The 19,219-nt window shown below is 43.1% G+C and carries 17 protein-coding genes and 1 riboswitch; of the genes, 4 read left to right on the top strand and 13 right to left on the bottom strand.

Features of this window, described 5'->3' with window-relative positions:
• Positions 1–32: 32 nt before the first annotated feature.
• The 3 genes from WCM76_06325 to WCM76_06315 form a co-directional block, all read right to left on the bottom strand.
• Positions 33–1,979, bottom strand: a complete 1,947-nt coding sequence (locus tag WCM76_06325; protein MEI6765240.1) for a TonB-dependent receptor — start codon at positions 1,977–1,979, stop codon at positions 33–35.
• 87 nt (positions 1,980–2,066) lie between these two features.
• Positions 2,067–2,265: riboswitch (cobalamin riboswitch) on the bottom strand.
• Between the two features lie 42 nt (positions 2,266–2,307).
• Entirely contained in the window at positions 2,308–3,225 is a 918-nt protein-coding gene (locus tag WCM76_06320; protein MEI6765239.1) for a M23 family metallopeptidase, read from the bottom strand.
• A 156-nt stretch (positions 3,226–3,381) separates the two neighbouring features.
• Entirely contained in the window at positions 3,382–5,820 is a 2,439-nt protein-coding gene (locus WCM76_06315) for a PKD domain-containing protein (protein MEI6765238.1), read from the bottom strand.
• 389 nt (positions 5,821–6,209) lie between these two features.
• Here WCM76_06315 and WCM76_06310 point away from each other — a divergent pair, with 389 nt between their 5' ends.
• Entirely contained in the window at positions 6,210–6,461 is a 252-nt protein-coding gene (locus tag WCM76_06310) for a hypothetical protein (GenBank protein MEI6765237.1), read from the top strand.
• A 60-nt stretch (positions 6,462–6,521) separates the two neighbouring features.
• Here the strand turns inward: WCM76_06310 and WCM76_06305 are convergent, their stop codons facing one another.
• The 8 genes from WCM76_06305 to WCM76_06270 all read right to left on the bottom strand — a co-directional run bounded on the left by WCM76_06305 (position 6,522) and on the right by WCM76_06270 (position 14,625).
• The gene (locus WCM76_06305) at positions 6,522–8,249 is read right to left on the bottom strand and encodes a S8 family serine peptidase (GenBank protein MEI6765236.1); all 1,728 of its coding nucleotides are present in this window, start codon (positions 8,247–8,249) and stop codon (positions 6,522–6,524) included.
• A gap of 13 nt (positions 8,250–8,262) precedes the next feature.
• Positions 8,263–8,934 (bottom strand): hypothetical protein, encoded by a 672-nt coding sequence (locus WCM76_06300; GenBank protein MEI6765235.1) that lies wholly within the window; start codon positions 8,932–8,934, stop codon positions 8,263–8,265.
• Between the two features lie 52 nt (positions 8,935–8,986).
• Positions 8,987–10,075, bottom strand: a complete 1,089-nt coding sequence (mnmA, locus tag WCM76_06295) for a tRNA 2-thiouridine(34) synthase MnmA (GenBank protein ID MEI6765234.1) — start codon at positions 10,073–10,075, stop codon at positions 8,987–8,989.
• Positions 10,076–10,077: 2 nt separating this feature from the next.
• Positions 10,078–11,100, bottom strand: coding sequence for a LytTR family transcriptional regulator DNA-binding domain-containing protein (locus tag WCM76_06290; GenBank protein ID MEI6765233.1), 1,023 nt, complete (start codon positions 11,098–11,100; stop codon positions 10,078–10,080).
• Between the two features lie 31 nt (positions 11,101–11,131).
• Positions 11,132–11,683: an HAD family hydrolase gene (locus WCM76_06285; GenBank protein ID MEI6765232.1), complete on the bottom strand. Its 552-nt coding sequence runs from the start codon at positions 11,681–11,683 to the stop codon at positions 11,132–11,134.
• Positions 11,684–11,836: 153 nt separating this feature from the next.
• Positions 11,837–12,409, bottom strand: coding sequence for an SIS domain-containing protein (locus tag WCM76_06280; GenBank protein MEI6765231.1), 573 nt, complete (start codon positions 12,407–12,409; stop codon positions 11,837–11,839).
• Positions 12,410–12,422: 13 nt separating this feature from the next.
• Positions 12,423–13,445 (bottom strand): glycosyltransferase, encoded by a 1,023-nt coding sequence (locus tag WCM76_06275; GenBank protein MEI6765230.1) that lies wholly within the window; start codon positions 13,443–13,445, stop codon positions 12,423–12,425.
• 247 nt (positions 13,446–13,692) lie between these two features.
• Positions 13,693–14,625 (bottom strand): hypothetical protein, encoded by a 933-nt coding sequence (locus WCM76_06270; GenBank protein MEI6765229.1) that lies wholly within the window; start codon positions 14,623–14,625, stop codon positions 13,693–13,695.
• A gap of 200 nt (positions 14,626–14,825) precedes the next feature.
• On the opposite strand from WCM76_06270, the gene WCM76_06265 reads away from it, so the two are divergent.
• The 3 genes from WCM76_06265 (at position 14,826) to ygiD (ending at position 16,831) form a co-directional block, all read left to right on the top strand.
• Positions 14,826–15,245 (top strand): hypothetical protein, encoded by a 420-nt coding sequence (locus tag WCM76_06265; protein MEI6765228.1) that lies wholly within the window; start codon positions 14,826–14,828, stop codon positions 15,243–15,245.
• A gap of 60 nt (positions 15,246–15,305) precedes the next feature.
• A complete protein-coding gene (locus tag WCM76_06260; GenBank protein MEI6765227.1) occupies positions 15,306–15,878 on the top strand; it encodes a pentapeptide repeat-containing protein in 573 nt (190 codons plus the stop codon).
• Positions 15,879–16,021: 143 nt separating this feature from the next.
• Positions 16,022–16,831 carry a 4,5-DOPA dioxygenase extradiol gene (ygiD, locus tag WCM76_06255; protein MEI6765226.1) on the top strand — a complete coding sequence of 270 codons (810 nt, stop codon included), beginning with the start codon at positions 16,022–16,024 and terminating at the stop codon, positions 16,829–16,831.
• Positions 16,832–16,898: 67 nt separating this feature from the next.
• Here ygiD and WCM76_06250 read toward each other — a convergent pair whose 3' ends face one another.
• Positions 16,899–17,873 (bottom strand): ATP-grasp domain-containing protein, encoded by a 975-nt coding sequence (locus WCM76_06250; GenBank protein MEI6765225.1) that lies wholly within the window; start codon positions 17,871–17,873, stop codon positions 16,899–16,901.
• Positions 17,874–17,895: 22 nt separating this feature from the next.
• Positions 17,896–19,203: a KamA family radical SAM protein gene (locus WCM76_06245; protein ID MEI6765224.1), complete on the bottom strand. Its 1,308-nt coding sequence runs from the start codon at positions 19,201–19,203 to the stop codon at positions 17,896–17,898.
• Positions 19,204–19,219 lie beyond the last annotated feature (16 nt).

Genomic DNA, 19,219 nt, shown 5'->3' with positions numbered 1-19,219 from the left:
ATACGGTGCTTTTAAGTGGTATTGTTTTATTGTTATTTTGAATTGTCATTTTTAAATCTGCCGTCAGCAGTGAGTACTATCCCTACTTTGAAACTGCGTCCCGTTCCGGGCATCCATGCGATGGATTGATACTCTGTATTCCAGATGTTGCTGATGCTGCCATAGATTTCAATGGCGAAGTGCTGCAGATGAAATTTATTTGAAAGATAAATTTTCCCTGTTTGGTAAGGTTCCAGAAAAAATGTGTTGTCGGATGTTGTGTATCTGCCGCCGGTGCAGGAATGCAGGTATATAAGCTGCACATTGTGCCAACCTATTTCCAGTCTTCCGAAAGCTGAAATCTGAGGAACATAAATCAGTTGTTTTCCTACAGAGGCATCATTTTCATATTTCGATTTCTGGTTGGTGGATTTCACATAATTTATGGACGCGCTTATTTTTACATGCCATGATTTTTTGCTGAATCCGCCATTCAGGGTTGCTTCCGTTCCTCTTGACCATACTTCAAGCAGGTTGCGTGGCGACCAGTAACTATCCATTGGCAGCCAGATAATCCAGTTATGAATGTTGCTGTTGAATGCACTTATTTCGTACGAGGTGGTAAATGATTTGATGTTGATTTGATGCTGAATTCCGAGTTCTTCGGTCCATCCCTGCTCGGGTTTCAACTCGCGGTTTCCGCCGGGTACCCAATAACGGTCGTTTAGTGTTGGCAGCCTGTACACACCTGAGCCGTTGGCATAAACTTTAAAGCTTTTGAACAGGTTCCATTCGATACCTGCTGCAGGAACCGGATTCATCAGGGTGCCGTCAACAACTTCTTCGCGCAGGCTGACGGCAGTTTTGAGATTTCCATTTTTCGTTACATATTTCCATGAAACAAAAAGGGATTCCTTTTGCTGTTCGGCGGTTTCCGAATAATTATCGGATGATGCCTGCGCATAAGTAAGGTTCAATGCGGCATTTATTATATGCCCTTTTGCCGGTCTGAAACTACTTTCGGCATCGGTTGATGAAACAACGGAGGTAAGCAACGCATCTGTATTGATATCGGGGTTTTCATAATGCTGTATATCGTAAAACAGTCCTGAACGAAGCTGCAGGTCAACTTTCGCGCTTGTGCGCTGCCAACCCGCGCTGAGCCTTGCAAAGCGGTCGTCCTGTGTTGCATTACTATACGGTTTAACCATTAATGGCGGTATTTGCCGTTGTTCGTCCTGACACCAGATTCGAATATTTATTTCCTGATTGTTGCCTATTTTCAGGTAATTTTCCTGCAAAAGACCGGTGCTTATAATAGCCGCATGCTGGAGTTTCGAAATCGGTTTTGCGACCAGGGTAATATTTGTGAATGGATAATTATTTTGAGCGCTGTTATAAAATATTTTTGTTGATGAAACCAGTTTTTTACCGCTGAAGAGTGCTGAAAACTGACCCGAATAATCATCAAAGCTTCCGGCAGCACTGCCAATACTGATATTCCAACCGCGGTTAAATGATGGTTTATTTTCGAAATGGATACTACCGCCAAGTGCACCACTTCCGAAAAGGGCGCCGGCACCGCCATATTGCAGTGTTACTTTATCTGCAAAAAACACGGGCAACAACGAAATATCGGTTCCTCCATTCATCGGGCTTTGCAGGCTGAATCCGTTCCAGAGTACTGCTACATGTGCTGCTCCGGTACCCCGCATAGAAATTGTTGCAAGGCTTCCTGCACCATAACTTTTCACGGCAACAAGACTTAATGTGGAGAGCATATCCGCTAATGACAGGGTTTTGCAAGTTCCCAGATCTGTGCTGTCAATCCGAACTACTTTTGTGCCAACAGTAAACACGTCGAGGCGGGCTGCAGAAACATCGACTTCCCGGAGCGGAACAACGGTATCGGTCAGGCTCTTTTGTGCCGTGCACGAGCTGTATGCTGCCAAAAATGACAGAATAAAAACAGCTATTTTATAACCTGAACGAAAAGGCATTATACTATGATTATTTTAATCATCAGTAACAATACGGGAGAAGGAAAAAGTTTATGCCACCGTCCTTTTCGCTTTTTTCCCGAAGCTACAATACAATAATGAAATGGCAGGTCTTCTGACTTACTCCCTTCTCTGGTGTCTTCCCATCCGCGAAAGCGAACAGTGACATATGGTTTCCAGGAAGTTTAAAGAGCTTACAGCAGCGGGCACTGTCCGGGATTTTCACCCGGTTCCCTTGCAGCCATTACCAATGAATAAATGGCTTACCGTTTCGGAAGCAAAGATATAAAAATATTCAGGAATGCGGTAAAAAGTAAAAAAGATGATGCTACCGTATTTTGATGCGCTGACCGATGCGCAGGATACTTTTGGACGTGAGGCCGTTTAGTTTGCAAAGTGTGCTCACCGAAGTGCCGTATTTAGCAGCGATGTGCCCCAGTGTATCTCCGCTTTTAACGGTATAATAAGTTCCGCCGCCTTTGTAGTTTTGAGTGGTCGTGGTGCCTTTTCCGCCTTTGATGCTTTTGAGCGGGCTTTCAAAGGTTTGTTTAGTGATAAGCAATGTGTCGCTCAGTAATTTGAATTTTTCAAAATCCACAACTTTTCGTGGATTCATGGGGGTTCCCAGATAACGGATTTCGAAGTGAAGATGGGGTCCGGTAGAGTGACCGGTGCTGCCGCCAAGACCAATAACATCACCGGCTTTCACCGTTTGATTGGGTAACACTTTTGCTGCAGACATATGCCCGTAAATAGTTTCTAAACCGTTGAAATGCCTTATTACAACTACATTTCCGTAGCCTTTATGGTATTTGGAAATGCGAATAATCCCGTCAAACGCACTGCGTATGGTGTCTCCAATATTAAGGTCGATATCGATGCCGTAATGAAAGCGTCTGTGCCTGAATCCATAGTCGGAATTAATCTTGTCTTTGCGCGGCATCACAAAGAAATTGGTTTTTTCATCGCATAGCACAAGAATAGTGGTATCTTCTTTTTTTGAAAAATCAACTTTTGGAAAATGAATTCCTTCCGTGTCCCAGTTTTCATAGAATGATGACATGGGAAAAAATTCTGAGAGGGAGTCGGTGATATCATAAAAATTGGAATGCAGGTCGATGCTGTCATTCATACTTTCTATGATGAGGAAGTTATTGGAATCAGGCTCTTCCTGTCCCCGGGCGTATCCGCCCGACAACAGTATTATGGCTATTGCCGCAAATAGTATGTTTCGTATTTGATTCATTGGATCCGACCGCTTCGCTATCTCATTATTCCCAACAGAAACAGCGTTTACAAAAATAGCATTTTGAATTAATTTTCATCAGAAAAAAAATAAAAAAATAGACGTTCAGGCATGTATTACGCCTTCGGAATGCTTGTTAATAGGTGTTTACAACAACTAACGGTTGATAATAAACCTGACAACACGCAAACCGGCAGAAGTGTAAATCTTCAGGAAATACATGCCGTTAGCGAGTTTGCTTACGTTAAGTGCTCTGTCGTTCAGGATATCGGTTATTGAAATGTTGCAGGCAAATCTACCTGTAACGTCTGATATTTCTGCACTTTTGATGGTTTCGTTCAGAATATTTACCGACACTCTTACATAATCAACGGCCGGGTTTGGCGAAATATTAAATGCGGGAATTTGTCCATTTTCGTCAATGCTGTTGAGTGTCAGGTTTTGTGTAATTGTGTCGGAATCGCATGGATTGATTGCGTAAAGCGTAACAATATAATTACCTGTTGCAGTGTAGGTGTGGACAGGGTTGGCTGTGTTGTCAGTATTGCCGTCGCCGAAATCCCATAAATAGGTGAGGGCATCTGTTGAGGTATTGGTAAAGCTTGTTTGCAGATTAGACGGCATAAAACTGAATCCTGCAACCGGCTTTGGAAACAGCGCAGGAAAAACATAGGCACTGTCTGTTGCCGAGCATCCGTCGGAGCTGATTACTGTTACGGAAAACAGGGTAGTGTCGGCGACAAGCACAGTAATGGTGGGGTTTGAACTTGGTGGAGTCGTATTCCATGTATATCCAGTACCTCCCGTGGCCGTGAGTGTGGCACTATCGCCTGTGCATACCGGTACATCAGGACCTGCGCTGGCTGCAGCATACGGAAAGATACGGACACTGTCAGCAGTATTGTCGTTGGATGTATTTATGTCCACCGCAAGAGTTGTTCCGGCTGTGATTGAATGTGCTCCGGGAATGGCAATATTCTCTGTCTGGCTGAATGTGAAAGCGGTGCTGTCGCCGGGATTGAGTGTAATTGAAGGTGTAGTAGCATTAACGACCGGCGAACCCTGTATCAGGTAGAAAACGGGAACAGAGCCACTAAAGGGCCAACTGCCAAAATTCTTAATAAACACAGTAACGTGAAATGCTATACCCGGGCAAATTCCATGGATGTTGTCAAAGGCGCTGATGCCCAAATCTTCAATATTGAATTCATCTGCGCCTATGTCAGGAGGATTTGAACGTGACTGATTGTCGATATCATCGGTGATAGAAAAGTAGAGCAAAGCGGCTGTCCCTGCACCATGAATAGTTCCCGATGAAGCATGGAGGTCGGAAGCAGAAGTAAAAAGCGGATCGGCCGAAACCGAATTGGCATCAAGCGATGAGGCCGTGCGCCAGTCGGAAAGCAAGGCTGTATTACCGGCACTTTTCCATGAGCCCACATAACTGCCTGTTGTGTATAGATCGTTGTAGTTAGAAGAAGTAACAGGAGTTCCTGTGGTCGCGTCTGCATAGTAACAATATCCGCCGCCTGTATTTGCCAGTACATTATTTATTATGTAAAGTGTTGCAGTTATCGACCCGTTCAGGAATAGTGCCCTGCCCGATGCAGCACTGCTACTGTAAATGTGGATGCTGTTGTTATAAATACATTCAAGTTTAACGTTGTTCAAACTGATTCCATGTGCTGTTGATGTTCCGCCTACAGCAATAAAATTATTCGCAATCAACCCGCGGATGCTTGATGTTTCGTTGCAGTTTGCCAGATAAATTCCTGTACCCGTGCTCAGGTCGAGCCTGTTCTTCAGTATACGGAGGCTGTCGTTGGCATATTGCCCATAAATACCTACATAATTGCTGTTTGCGCTTGCTGTGCTGATAATATTATTATTTATTTTGGCTGATCGCTGGCTTGTCATGTAGATAGCCCTATAATTCTGTCCGCTGAAGGTATTATAGGTAATTTGTGTCCCGGACTCGGGCATAGTGCTGCCCTGACCAAGGTAATAGAATCCAAAACTGCCGTACAGAAATTTGTTCTGTGTAAAAACGTTGTATGAATCTTCGAGTGCATTGGTTGAGCCAATCAGCGCGCAATAAGTATTCAGGTTTGCTTTTGTAGTTCCTTTGATAATATTATTAGAAAAGGTATTATGGGTTGCGCCCGATGAAATGTCAACCACCTGGGCGTAAGCCAGTGTATCTGTCCGTTGTATGGTCATCTGCCGAAAGGTAACGTAATCGGTACCGTTTAACCGAAGTACGTAATTGTTAGAGGCTGTTGCCGACGAGTTAAATTGAAGTATCACCGAGGTACTGTCGTGGTTCAGCGATTCAAAAGTTATGGTTTTATTGGCTGCGGTACCGTTTACGGCACCTATTGAAATCTGTTCATTGTAGGTACCCGGTTTTACCTGAAATACAACAGAATTACTAATTCCGGAAGAATTCAACGCGGTGACTGCTGCAGAAAAAGTGGTATAATCTGAAGGTGCTGTACCAATCACTTTCGTTCCGCTGAGTTGCCCGAAGAGGGTAGTTGGAATGAGGCAGAGCACTGTAATCCATTTGGAGTAATTGAGTTTAAATTGCAACATCAGATAAGTGTTTAGGTTTTATGAATTCAAAGATAAATATTTTTTTGAAGCATGCCTTGCCGGGAAAATTGCCATACAAACCATGTCTGGTAAGGTTTTCGATTAAATTTCAATTTTCCCTGAGGGGAGGTCAGTGATTAAATATTAATTAATTTCGACCCGAACGATTATTTTATTGTAAATTAGTTGCCTGTTTTTCAACTTTGTATAAATAATTCTTAGGATTATTAATTAAAAATTGAAACTTTTTGGCGGGAAGTTGGGTATAACTATCATAAAATAATAAATATCAATCTTAGTACGCTTTAAAAAATTATTATTAGTTTTACTGACTGAAAATTGTGCAAAGGAACCGTTAATCGGTGCAATAATCATATAGAGATTTGATTATGAGATATTTAAAAAAGTGGTATGTGGTAGTGCTGATTGTTTTTGTCACAACGCTGGCATTGGAATCGTGCTCCAGACATTACCGTTACAAAAAAATGATAAAACGCAGAAGATCTGCGGTAGCCAAGCGTTATCATTCGCCATGGCAGAAAAAAATCAAGAGAAATACCATTCCCATCAACCAGAATTTCATTATCAAGAATAAGAGAAATACACGTGGCGTTCCTACGGCTGCAAGAAGAACAAAATAGAAAATGATTAACGGCTGTAATGCCGGTTAAGATATCAAAAGCATCAATGAAATCCCGCCCTTAGCGGGATTTCATTATTTTATCCGTAAATATTTTCTTTCCGGAAGTTACTTTCAGAATATAAAAACCTTTTGACAGGTTGGAAATACCGTCAACAGGAATGTAAGTGAGCCCATAACCACGTTCTATGTTATCTTCAGCAAAAACGATTTTGCCGGCAAGGTCAAACAATTCAATTTTTACCTTTAATGTATCCTTGGAATAAAACACAACATAGAAACTATCAGAAAAAGGGTTCGGAGCTACATTGATATTATTTTCTTCGTCAAAATTATGAATTTTGTTTCCGCTCAGAATAAGGAAGGCTCCTGTCAGATTGGGTATGCCGTATCCATAAAGACTGTCCGGATTATTGAACCTGTTGGCCGATGCAATCACTGCCTGATACACCTGCATATTGGTCATGGTGGTGTTCGATTGCCACAGGCATGCTACGGAGCCGGCCATAACCGGGCTGGAGAATGATGTGCCATTGCCCGGCATTACGCTTCCCGAAGTAGACGAAACAATGGTGCCTTCGCCCATACCACAAACATCGGGTTTTATGTCGCCACCGTAAGCCGGTCCGTGTGAGCTGAAGCTGGCAAAATTCGTATTTCCGTCAACGGCACCGATACACAATACACTGTCGCCGTCAGAGGGTGCACCAATGTATTTCCAGGCATCGTTGCCTGAGTTACCTGCACTGTTTACTACGAGTATTCCTTTAGCGGCGGCCATATTTGCACCCAGCGTTGAACGGCAGGTATGACCGTTCATATCGGCATAGGTGTGGTTCCAATCGGGGTTTAAAAATTCGGTATAACCGAGTGACGAATTGATAACGTCGGCGCCAACACTGTCGGCATATTCGGCTGCGGCCACCCAGTTATCTTCTTCTATCGGGAATTCTGTATCGGCATCTTCGGAACGAAGCAGCCAGTAGCTTGCCAACGGAGCCGTACCAATCATTTGTCCGGGAGCATTGCCACCCATGATAGAAAGTACCATCATGCCGTGTGTGGATTTTGTGAAAACATCACCGTTGGGTTCAACAAAATCTTTAGTACCCAAAATCTGATTATTTGCCCATAAGCTATCGAAAATGCCTATTGAATTTACATGATAAAAACCGGCATCAATAACGGCGATTACCATTCCTTGTCCGCGAAATCCCTGACTGTGCAGATAGTCCGTAGCAATCATGTGCGCCTGTGTGTAAGCCTGCCCGTAATCAAAAACATTGGTTGAAAGAAATGATGGCTGTGGCGAAAGCAATTCCGACATATCCTGAGAAAATTTACTGCCGGAAGGTAGTGACTGGCTGCCTTCTTTCATCGTATCATAATTCTTAGGAATGTATTTGGCGCCTTTTTTAACGGGGGTTTCAGCCAGTGTATCGATTGAAACCACGAACGGCAACGCCTGAATACCTGCTATTACATTGGGATCGGTAGTGAAAATTGAAATGCAGTTGAACCATTTTGAAACAGTGAGTATTTGAGCGCCTTTGTTGCGAACACTGTCGATATACCAGCTGTTGACGGGAATATCATTAAGTTTAATAGCAATATTTTGCTTAGTGCGACGGGCAATAGCGCGTGCCGAAAGAAATGCCGAAGGGGTGGAAATGGAATACGGGCTGCCTGTTTTATCACTGAAAGTGACTCTGAATTTACTGGCAATGTATTGAGCATCGACTGATAGAGCAATAGAAACAAGGATAAAGCCGAAAATGAATTTTCTCATGATGATAAAGTAATTAGTTGCCGTAAGAAAGAATTGTATATGTGTAATCTTTGCCTTTTTCAATTTCGCCGGTTGGCTTTTTCACAATGCTGCGATATTTCTTATAAATCATGCCTATGTCCCGCGCATAAACCTCGTTTGCAATATCTTCACTAATAAGCGTTATTTCATTTGCCTGCAGAACGGTAACAGTTGAATCATACTGAATATTGTTGGCAATATAGGGTTTGTTAAATTGCTTGTATTCGTAATCCTGCTTGCCAAGCGTATTGTAAATGTTTCCATTCCATACCAAACCACTTTTAGTCGGGAAGATCATTTTCACGAAACGAATATTTTCCTCCACCTTTTCGGCTGTGGATTGAGTAAGATTCATCACCCAAACATCGGCCAGGTACCAGGAGCTTGTGTCGCTCATTTTTTTATAGCGCTCAAGGCGTGCGGTGGGGCGGCCTTCATTATCAAGATATTCCGATTCAACGGTTTCTTTAATTTGAAACTGAAATGTGTCAACTGCACCCGTAAAATCGTTCCAGTTGGTTGAGTCAACCTGATAAAGGACCCAATGCCCGACATTTACCGGAAAATAGCGGTAACCCATGTCAACGGGTGGAAGTACAGAATCTTTTTTACACCCGGCAAAAATCGTTATGGCGAATAAAAGGGGTAGGAGTGTCTTTTTCACATTGTTAAATTTATATCTGCGAATTTAGGAAAAATATTTATGATTTATTTGTTTACATAATTATTCCGCCTCCGACAAGGTCGTCTCCTTCGTAAAAAACGGCCGATTGCCCCGGTGTAATTGCTGAAACCGCATGGTCGAACATTACTTTAATAGTGCCTTCATCATTTTTTATCAGGCGGGAGCCGGTACCTTTATCATTGTATCGAATGGCAGTGCTGATATTGTTCAGGACTTCAATCTTTGCATATTTCATCAGATTGTAATCGCGGACTATCATTTCATCTGACAGCAATTCATCCTTTTTTGCAAGGATTACGGTATTGGTCAGCGGGTCGAGTTTTTTTACATACAGCGGGTGCCCGGCCGCTACATCAAGTCCTTTGCGTTGACCAATGGTATAAAAAGGATAGCCATGATGTTTACCGAGTATTTTTCCTTCGGTGTCGGTGATATTGCCGCCATCAACTTTTTGTTCCAGTCCTTCAACGCGCCTTCGCAGAAATCCGCGATAGTCGTCATCAGGAACGAAGCATATCTCATAGCTTTCGCTTTTTGTTGCAATACGTGCGAGTCCGGCACTTTTTGCAATTTCCCGGATGTCGTTTTTATTTCTTTCGCCGAGTGGAAACATGGTACGGCTAATCTGTTCCTGGTCGAGTCCCCAGAGCACGTATGTCTGGTCTTTGTGGCTATCTAAACCTTTTTTGAGAAACCAACGGTTGTTCTCGTGAGCAACCCTGGCATAATGACCTGTTGCAATGAATTCGCAATCGAGCTGATTGGCTTTTTCAAGCATATCGCCCCATTTCACAAGTCTGTTACAAAGCACGCAGGGATTGGGTGTGCGGCCTGCCAAGTATTCATCAATGAAGTTGCTGATAATCTTTTTTTCGAAGACATCGCGCAGATCCAGCACATAATGCGGCATGCCCAGTTTTACGGCCATTGCGCGGGCGTCGTTTATGGAATCGATGGAGCAACATCCGGTTTCGTGTGCCGAACCACCGGATGCGGCATAATCCCATGTTTTCATGGTAATCCCAATCACTTCCCAGCCTTCTTCGTGAAGCAGCAGTGCCGCAACGGAGCTGTCGACACCACCGCTCATGGCAACTAACACGCGCCCTTTTCGTGACATGGTTATTCTTCTCCTTTAATAAGTCCTGCCCAGTGTAAAAAACCCTGCAGTTTGTCGCTTGCAACTATAACATCTTTTGACGGTTTTGGGTAAAGCTCAAGCTTTCCATCTTCACGCGAGAATGTTGTGCGGTTTTTAATTGACCATATTGCTACGATATATTCTGGATTTACCCGAAAAAACTTAGAATCATTCATCACGTATTCCATTTCCTCAAGCTTTTTAGTGATGGGGATATCGTTTCCGTCTTTAAGACGAATACTGCATTTTCCTTTTTCCGAAAAGATATAGGCGATGGTATAAATATCAATATACTGTATTACAAGGTTGGCCTGAACGGCTATTTCCTCCTTTGAGATTTGTCCGTTGCGATAGGTGATACGTTTGTCGGTAGGTCCGAGTTCCGTAAAGTACATCCAGACTCCATCCTGTATTCCGGCTTTCATAGTGCCTGATATCATTATTTTCCCGGAGATGTATAAATATTGAATCAGCCCATTGAGTTCATCGTTAACATACGTACCTTTTACCTTGACCAGACTGTCGGGATAATACTGTTTCCATTCGCCGTTCTTCAGGTTGTCTTTATAATTTAATTCTTCGTCGAGCCTGCCTGTTTCGAGCCATGTTTTCCAGACGCCATCGCGCAGACCGTTTTTGTAGTTTTCTTCTGCAATTAATATTTCGGATGTGTTATAATACTTCCACTGACCGTCCTTTTTTTTGTCGATAAAAGTGCCTTCGGCTAATTTTTTTCCATTAGGATGAAACGAAACAGTCTTTGCTACTTTACCATTATCAGTATAGTTGGCTATCGATTTTATTTTGCCATCGGGAAAATAATACTTGAATTCGCCGGTGGGTTGATCATTTTTAAAAGTGCCTTCATATTTAAGGGTATCGCCGCTGTATTTTTTCCAGTATCCCTGTTTGCGACCAATTGAATCGGTTTTTCCCACAGGCTGTGCCACTGCACTGCTCACCATCAAAGCGGTTAATATTATAATTGTTGCAAACGGTCTCATAAGCAAGTGCGTTTAATCGTTCTAACGTAAATCATTCAATAATATTTACTGAAGCGCAAAAATCGTTCAAATTTTTAAAGGACATGTCGATAAGATGGCTGTTTTTTTTCGTTTCAGGACTGTTACGGCCAATATACACCGTGAACATTCCGCATCTTCGGCCAAATTCCATATCGGATAATGCATCGCCCACCATGATTGATTTTGAAAATACTATTTCCGGAAATTCTGCCCGTGCTACCAGTGCCATGCCTGTTTCGGGCTTGCGGCAAATGCTTCCGCTTTCTGCCAGATCGGGGCAATGATAGATTTTATCGATACGTCCACCGGCAAGGCTTATCTCCTTCACCATTTTTTTATGAACCACGGCAAGTTCTTTTTCAGTCATGATGCCTTTGCCAATGCCTTGCTGGTTGGTAACAATAATGATGCGATTGAATTTTTCGGCTAAGCGAATCAACGATTCTTTTACGCCATCGATAAAGCTGAACTGCTCCCATGATGCAACATACGCCCCCGGTAACTTGGTATTTATTACACCGTCGCGGTCAAGAAACAAGGTCCAGGTACTGTCTATTTTCAATGAAGGATTCAATTAACGATGAACTAATAATTGTTATAATTGGGTTACTTTTTAATTAGTCAATTTGAAGATTTGATAATTTTGACTTTACGAACGTTATCTTCTTTTTGACTCATGACTCACGACTCACGACTCACGACTCATGACTCACGACTATTTTTTGAACATTTTTTCTTCAATCAAACCACAAATTACATGGCCGATGGCAATATGCGCTTCCTGAATAATGGGTGTGATTTCCGAAGGTACGTTTACAAGGAGTGCGCAGGCTGTTTTCAGTTTTCCGCCGTTTTGTCCCGTCATTGCTATGGTTATCATGCCTATTGCATTTGCGGCATTCATGGCGCGAATAATATTTTCTGAATTTCCCGAAGTGGAAATAGCTATCAGCAAATCTCCCTTGCGGCCTTTGGCGCGGACAAGTCTGGCATATACTTCGTCGAAGGCATAATCATTGGCCACGGCCGTGAGGTACGAGGAATTTACGTGGAGCGCTTCTGCATCGAGCGGTGCACGATCAAAACCATAACGACCGGATAATTCGGCGGCGATATGCTGTGCATCGGCTGCACTTCCTCCGTTTCCGCAAAGCAGTATTCGTCCGCCCGCACTCAAAGAGGCGACAGCAATCCCGGCCACTTCTGTAATTACAGACAGAAGTCCTGCATCGTCCAGAATTTTTTGTTTGACCTCTATTGATTTGCTGAAATGTGTTTTGATATCCATGATTTGAGATGGATTATTTATAATAATTTTTTGTGTATCCGGAGGCGGTTCCTTTTTTGGTGGTTACCTGCCACAATCCTTTTATCATACCCAGGCCGTAGGCAACAACCTGTAAATATAATGTAATAATTGATAATAGCGAAACTTTGAAGTTACGGTAGCGCATTGCAGATTGCACGAACGCTAATCCGGCAACAAGCAGGGCGCATCCGCCTACGATTATCCATATCCATTTCGGGAAAAACGGAAAAGGTGTGAGAAGCAGTAATAGAATGAAACCTGCTACCAGCATGGAAGGTGCAAAGTGTATGGGTTTCAGCATGCCTTTATCCAGACGTCCCAAATTAACGCGTGCCACACCCCAGTTAAATATTTGTTTGTAGAAGCGTTTGAGGCTTGTTCGGCGCTTGTGGTAAACGAAGGCGTCGGCAATGAGTCCAACCTTGTAGCCATTGCGGTATATGCGTGACGAAAACTCCATATCCTGTCCATGGCGCAGACCGCCCATTCCGCCTATTGTTTCGAAAACGCCCCGTTTTATCCCCATATTAAAACTGCGCGGGTAGAACTTTTTACTGATACTTTTTTCAGAGCCTCGAGTGCCTCCAGTTCCAATAAATGAGGTCATGGAATAGTTGATGGCTTTAAGAAGTGGGGAGAACGACGGATGGCAGGTGTCGGGACCGCCGAATGCATCGAGCGGCTCGCGGCTCAGATGCTCATCCACTTTGCCAAGGTATTCGGGCGGGAACATACAATCGCTGTCAACAAAGATGAAATATGCACCGGCAGCGGTTTTCATACCCTGATTGCGGGCTTCACCCGGACCTTTATTTTCCTGATAAATATAGCGGAGGTTAAGTCCTGAAGGCGATATGTAGCTTTTAATGAATTCGGTAGTGCCGTCACTGGAGCCGTCGTCGGAGATCAGAATCTCAAAGTCGGAACGCTGAAAGTCAAGCTGCTCGGCTGATGCCAAAAGCTCCTTGATTTCGCTGAGGCGGTTGAATGATGCTATTATAAATGAATATTTCATGAACAAAATCTCTGCCTGATTTAAATTTTGAATTTACATTATCTGCAAAAATAAATAAAATGGAGTAAGAAACAGGGAAATCGTTGCGAATGGTTTCGTGGTAGGCGGATAGCGTGAGTTATTATTGTTCAAAATTTAACTTCATTGAATAAACAAAAAACGCAGGCATCCGGCCTGCGCTTTTTGTTCTCTGATGTTGAACATCCCTTAAACAGTGAGTTTTTGAGATGAACGGACAGCAAAATGATTATTTGAAACTGAATTTAAAGCCCATACTGCCGCCCGAATATGGATCGAAATGCGTTTTTCCGCCTACCACAACCCGTGCTTCCATGCCTACATTACCTTTGATGAATAAGTTCATCTGGTTCCAGACTTCCTTCGTTTTGCTTATCCTGAAATTTATTCCGAAAGGCACAAATACGCTCGTCAGAATGGTTGGATCCGCATTCATTTCAGTGCGTATTTCTTCAGTGCCAAGCATGGTGCCGTCCCTGAAAACATCGTACGATGGTCTTGTATTGTTCAGACTCAATGCTATGGTGCTGTCTTTCGAATATGATTTATAAATGCGCGCTGTTATGGCATAACCGGCTGTAATGCCGTAACCTGTAAATAATGAAAATCGTTTTTCGGGATCGGTTTTGTAAAGGTATTGTACACTTGCACCGAGTACATTGGCTTCTTCACGGTATGACCGGATGGTCCGTGCAACAGTGTCAGAATGATAAACGATGGAATTGAATGTAAAGGTGTCGCCCGGCGTTGTGCTGAAATGTTCAGTCCTTTTATTTGCCAGGTCAGAGCCGGAATACCAAAGGCCAATTACCAGTTCACGTTTTTTGTTGTACGCTCCCAGCTTTTTGCTGTAAGGTGTGAGCCCCATTTCAAGGTTTAGCAGTTTTCTTGAATCTCCGTTGTTGTTTCGTGAGCCCATCATGAAACCCATGTTATCTGAATTCATGCCGTGCTTTCCGTTTGATGAGTTGTTAAAATCAAAACCATGTTCGTTATCATGGTTATTGCGGTCAAAAGTGCGGTAGCTGTTGCTGCCTGAGCTGATAGATAATGAACTTATCTTAAAGCAGCCATTCTTTTTGGTCGAATTTGGTTCAGTCTGGCCCTGGCTGTTCAGAGCGAAAAATGTTACAGCAATCAACATCACACATAGCTTTTTCATAAAGGTAGAATTTTAGATTATCAAGCTCAAACGATGGTTATTTCAGGATATTTCACTATTCAAAAAAATAACAAATAATTATCATTGCGAGAAAAAGTGTCTACTTTTGTCCATTGATGCGGCCGGCAAGAAGTTTATACAGCATCTGCGCATGCAGTTTGTTGTCAAAGCTGACCGAAATCAGATTATACAGTGCCATTATGAGACTAAATCGTGTTGTTTTCATTTCGCTGTTGCTGTTTTTTGCAGTGCATATCTGTTATGGGCAGCGGAGCAACAACCGAAAATTTGATATTGAAAAATGCGACAGCCTGCTAATAGGTATGAAGCTGAAAACAGCAATACACAGGCTTAATCTTGATACCAACTGGAGCATCATTTATGAACCGTTCGGAATTTTACGAGGCATTCGGTCAAACAGTGAAAACCTGATGGTGCAGCTTATTGTAAAGCGAAAATGTGTATTGATGCAGGCTGCCTATACGGGTTTTGATGGGCGTTACAAAGCCGTGAAAAATATGCGGATTATTGGTGTTTCATGGATGGCGAACAACAAATGCGGCAGCGCAGGTGACGTGATACCGCAGTATGCATTCGACAGGGATGGACCCTGCGAATAACAGAAATCATTAATAAATGTTGATTGTTTTAAAACGGAGATTGTAAAAGAAGCTGGCACTATGAGCGCAAACCAACACACAAAAGAAACGTTTACGAATCTTGATTATTCCGGTAAAACTATTCCCGCAAGGAAATTTGATACCTGTATTTTTAAAAATTGCGATTTTTCAAAAACCAATCTTTCTGATTTTGATTTTATTGACTGTACATTTGAGAACTGCAACTTCAGCATGACGAAAATGAGCAATACGGCATTGAAGAGCGTTTTTTTTAATGGATGCAAATTGATTGGTGTCGATTTTTCGGGATGCAAAGATTTTTTACTTTCATTTCGGTTTGAGAAATGTTCTTTGGATTATACGGTATTCTCAGGAAAAAAAATTAAAAAAACAACGTTTGCCGATTGCCTGATGCGTGAAGCCGACCTTTCTTTTGCCGACCTCTCTGAATCTGTTTTTCATAATTGCGATTTGACACGGTCTGTTTTTAATCAGACAAATATTGAGAAAGCCGACTTTCGCACAGCTTTTAATTTTTCGATTGATCCTGAATTAAACAGAATAAAAAAAGCAGTATTCTCTCCACAGGGTGCTATTGGTTTACTTGACCGCTACCAGATTGTTATTGAATAAGCCGCATGGATAGAAGGTTTCATCGGCGTTTGAATTCCGGTTTCATATTGTTCACAACATTGTTACTTGCATTCGCGGTATTATTTCGCTATTTTTGTTTACTCGCTGTGAAATAGGCTGTTGTTGCATCAAAAATTAATGCTATGGAATCCGAAGAACGTGTCCCGTTAATGCCAATGATATTTGTCGGGCATGGTAGTCCTACGAATGCTATCGAAGAAAATGAATTTACCAGAGGCTGGCGAAAAGCGGCCTTAAGCATACCGCGTCCTACGGCCATTCTTTGTATTTCGGCGCATTGGGAAACTGTGGGAACCCGTGTTTCTGCCGCTGAAAAGCCCCACACCATTCACGATTTTGGCGGTTTTGCAAAGGAATTATATGAAGTCAGTTATCCTGCGAAAGGGAGCCTTGAACTGGTAAAAAATATCCGCACAATTCTTACAAAAACAATGGTCATTCCCGAGCCGCAGCAGGGTCTGGATCACGGTTGCTGGGTGCCGTTAATGAAAATGTTTCCTGAAGCAGACATCCCAGTTGTTCAGCTAAGTCTTGATATTGGGAGTAAGCCCGCTAAACATTATGAACTTGCCAAAAGGCTTGAACCACTTCGCAGGCAGGGCGTTTTAATAATTGGCAGCGGTAACATGGTTCATAATCTGCGTAAAATTAATATCAGCAGTTTTGATAATATAAATCTTCCTTCCGGCTATGACTGGGCATTTGAGATGAATGATCTGTTTAAAGAGAAAATTTTATCGTATGATCATGAGCCATTGATTCATTTCGAAAACCTTGGTAAATCGGGTCGTTATGCGATTCCGTCGCCGGAGCATTTTCTGCCGCTGTTGTACATTCTGGCGCTGCAGCAAGAAGATGAAGCGATTGATTTTTTCAATGATGTGATTGTGGCCGGTTCTCTTTCCATGACTTCAGTCCTCGTTGGAAAATAGGCCTAACGGCATTCCGTTTAATAATTAAGCTTTTGAAAAGGATTGCCCCTTCGAAGTTTAAAACAAATCAAGGATTTCTTTTCAGCGCTGACTCCATAATCATTTTAATAACGGTGTTGAAATCTATGCCCCGGTGTCTGCCGATAATGGGTAAATCGCTGTCAATCGGATGTAAGCCGGCCAATGGGTTTACTTCAATAAAATTGGGTGTGCCATGCTTGTCCATGCGTATATCAATGCGACCGGCATCGCGGCATCCCAATCCGCGCCAGGCCTCCAGTGCAACTGCCATGCAGCGGTCTGCCACCGGACCTTCGGGAAAATCATAATCCATGAATTCTTCGTAGTTATTCTTGTTTTCGTAGGAATATGAATCCGTAGGCGCATTTTTCCTAAAAATACATTCCATAATGCCCAGGCATTTGGCATCTTCTCCCGTGCCGATAATGGCTATTGTAAATTCCCTGCCGGGTAAGAATTCTTCCACGAGCAATGGGCCGCCAAACTTCTTAAGCAACTGAGTACACGTTTTATGAAGCCCTTCAGCATCTACAACTTTCGACGAAGCGTCAATTCCTTTACCGGAACCTTCGCATGCCGGCTTAACAAATACAGGGTACGACAGGTGAACGTCCGCAATTTCATCGGCACACTCAACCAAATCAAAATCGGGTGTTGGAATTCCCAAATCGCGGATAACGCGCTTGGTCATACCTTTATGCAATGTTAGCGCCAGTACCAGTGGATCTGAAAAAACATAAGGAATGCGATAGGCGTCCAGAATAGCCGGCACCTGTGCCTCGCGACCAATGCCGTATACGCCTTCACAGATATTGAAAACAATATGCCAGCGGTCGCCGGCCACCAAACGTTCTGTGAGTTTGGTAATATTGCCTATTTGCACTACTTCATGACCAAGCGCAAGAAGTCCGCCATGAATTGCCTGAATCGTTTCGGGTTTATCAAACTCTGCCGCTTCTTCCCTCGAAAACCCCATGTCGAGATAATCCTGCATGAGGTCGTAGGTAATTCCAATTTTCATCGGGTTTCGATATTATTTGTGATTAGTAAGAAATATCGGGATATCGGAAGATATCTCCGGTATAATTACGCAGCAGTACATCGTTGCCGTCTCTTCCTACATAATATTCAGGGAGGAGCGGAATTTTCCCACCCCCACCCGGAGCGTCAATTACATAGGTAGGAACAGCGTAACCACTTGTATATCCTCGCAATCCGCGTATTATTTCAAGTCCTTTTTCAATGGTCGTTCTGAAATGTTCGGAGCCGAGAATAGGATCGCACTGGTAGAGATAATACGGTTTGACCCGGATGCGCAGAAGTGCGTGCATCAGGTTTTTCATCGTGTCCACATTATCGTTGATACCGCGGAGCAATACTGTCTGACTGCCAAGCGGAATACCTGCATCAGCAAGTCTGGCACAAGCTTCAGTAACTTCGGGCGTAATTTCATCGGGGTGTGTAAAGTGAATGCTGAGCCAGAGCGGATGAAATTTCTTGAGAATATTTATCAGCGTGGAAGTAATTCGTTGAGGAAGCACTGCAGGAACTTTTGTCCCAATCCGGATAAATTCCACATGCTTGATTTTTTTGAGCCGTGTAAGGATATACAACAGGTCGTCGTCGCTCAATGTAAGCGGGTCGCCGCCCGAAAGAAGTACATCACGTATTTCGGAATGCTCTTCGATATATTTGAATGCGGGTTCAAGATTTTTAACGCCGAAGTGGCATTTATCTTTAGCCACCATGTGCGAACGTGTGCAATAGCGGCAATACGTCGAGCAGAATCCTGTAACCAAAAAGAGTGCCCTGTCAGGATAGCGGTGTACAAGATTCGGAACAGGGCTGTCGCCTTCTTCGCAAAGCGGGTCGGATGCTTCGCCCGGGTTGACCGTATATTCATCGAGTACCGGAATCACTGATTTACGCAGTGGTTGCAAACTGTCGTTTCTATCCAGCAGACTGGCGTAATAAGGTGTAATGCGTATAGGAAGTGCATCGCCGTTCGCGGTCGACTTGTTTATTTCTTCAATAGAAAGGTCAAGAAATTCGAGTAGTGTTGAAAGGGATGTGAAACTGTTTTTTATCTGCCATCGCCAGTCCCGCCAATCATCTTCTGTTGATTCCGGAAAATGCAGCTCGCGGAAATTATTCGATTTGGAAGACGCTTTGATTGTGTCTCTGGAATGACCGGATACCGTCCTTTTCCGCGTTTCGGGTAAGCGAGTATAGTAATTTGCAAGTACCGGATTGATACTTGGAGGCTCCTCATCGCTGATGATCTCAATGTCATCATGGATGATCATACCTGTTGAAGTCATTTTATCGGTTTTCACTATTTTCCTCAGCATAAAAAATTCTTAAACT

The organism is Bacteroidota bacterium (genome assembly GCA_037133915.1).
Classification (GTDB): Bacteria; Bacteroidota; Bacteroidia; order Bacteroidales; family CAIWKO01; genus JBAXND01.
Note: the sequence above shows the minus strand (reverse complement) of the source record. Positions and strands in the feature narration are given on the sequence as shown.

What these genes read in the sequence shown, in the direction of transcription:
- WCM76_06250 (MEI6765225.1), bottom strand. Translation starts at nt 17,873, where the DNA reads ATGAAAATTGGAATTACCTACGACCTCATGCAGGATTATCTCGACATG.
- WCM76_06245 (MEI6765224.1), bottom strand. Translation starts at nt 19,203, where the DNA reads ATGCTGAGGAAAATAGTGAAAACCGATAAAATGACTTCAACAGGTATG.
- WCM76_06280 (MEI6765231.1), bottom strand. Translation starts at nt 12,409, where the DNA reads ATGGATATCAAAACACATTTCAGCAAATCAATAGAGGTCAAACAAAAA.
- WCM76_06310 (MEI6765237.1), top strand. Translation starts at nt 6,210, where the DNA reads ATGAGATATTTAAAAAAGTGGTATGTGGTAGTGCTGATTGTTTTTGTC.
- WCM76_06305 (MEI6765236.1), bottom strand. Translation starts at nt 8,249, where the DNA reads ATGAGAAAATTCATTTTCGGCTTTATCCTTGTTTCTATTGCTCTATCA.
- WCM76_06325 (MEI6765240.1), bottom strand. Translation starts at nt 1,979, where the DNA reads ATGCCTTTTCGTTCAGGTTATAAAATAGCTGTTTTTATTCTGTCATTT.
- WCM76_06265 (MEI6765228.1), top strand. Translation starts at nt 14,826, where the DNA reads ATGAGACTAAATCGTGTTGTTTTCATTTCGCTGTTGCTGTTTTTTGCA.
- WCM76_06260 (MEI6765227.1), top strand. Translation starts at nt 15,306, where the DNA reads ATGAGCGCAAACCAACACACAAAAGAAACGTTTACGAATCTTGATTAT.
- mnmA (MEI6765234.1), bottom strand. Translation starts at nt 10,075, where the DNA reads ATGTCACGAAAAGGGCGCGTGTTAGTTGCCATGAGCGGTGGTGTCGAC.
- WCM76_06275 (MEI6765230.1), bottom strand. Translation starts at nt 13,445, where the DNA reads ATGAAATATTCATTTATAATAGCATCATTCAACCGCCTCAGCGAAATC.
- WCM76_06320 (MEI6765239.1), bottom strand. Translation starts at nt 3,225, where the DNA reads ATGAATCAAATACGAAACATACTATTTGCGGCAATAGCCATAATACTG.
- WCM76_06290 (MEI6765233.1), bottom strand. Translation starts at nt 11,100, where the DNA reads ATGAGACCGTTTGCAACAATTATAATATTAACCGCTTTGATGGTGAGC.
- WCM76_06270 (MEI6765229.1), bottom strand. Translation starts at nt 14,625, where the DNA reads ATGAAAAAGCTATGTGTGATGTTGATTGCTGTAACATTTTTCGCTCTG.
- ygiD (MEI6765226.1), top strand. Translation starts at nt 16,022, where the DNA reads ATGGAATCCGAAGAACGTGTCCCGTTAATGCCAATGATATTTGTCGGG.
- WCM76_06315 (MEI6765238.1), bottom strand. Translation starts at nt 5,820, where the DNA reads ATGTTGCAATTTAAACTCAATTACTCCAAATGGATTACAGTGCTCTGC.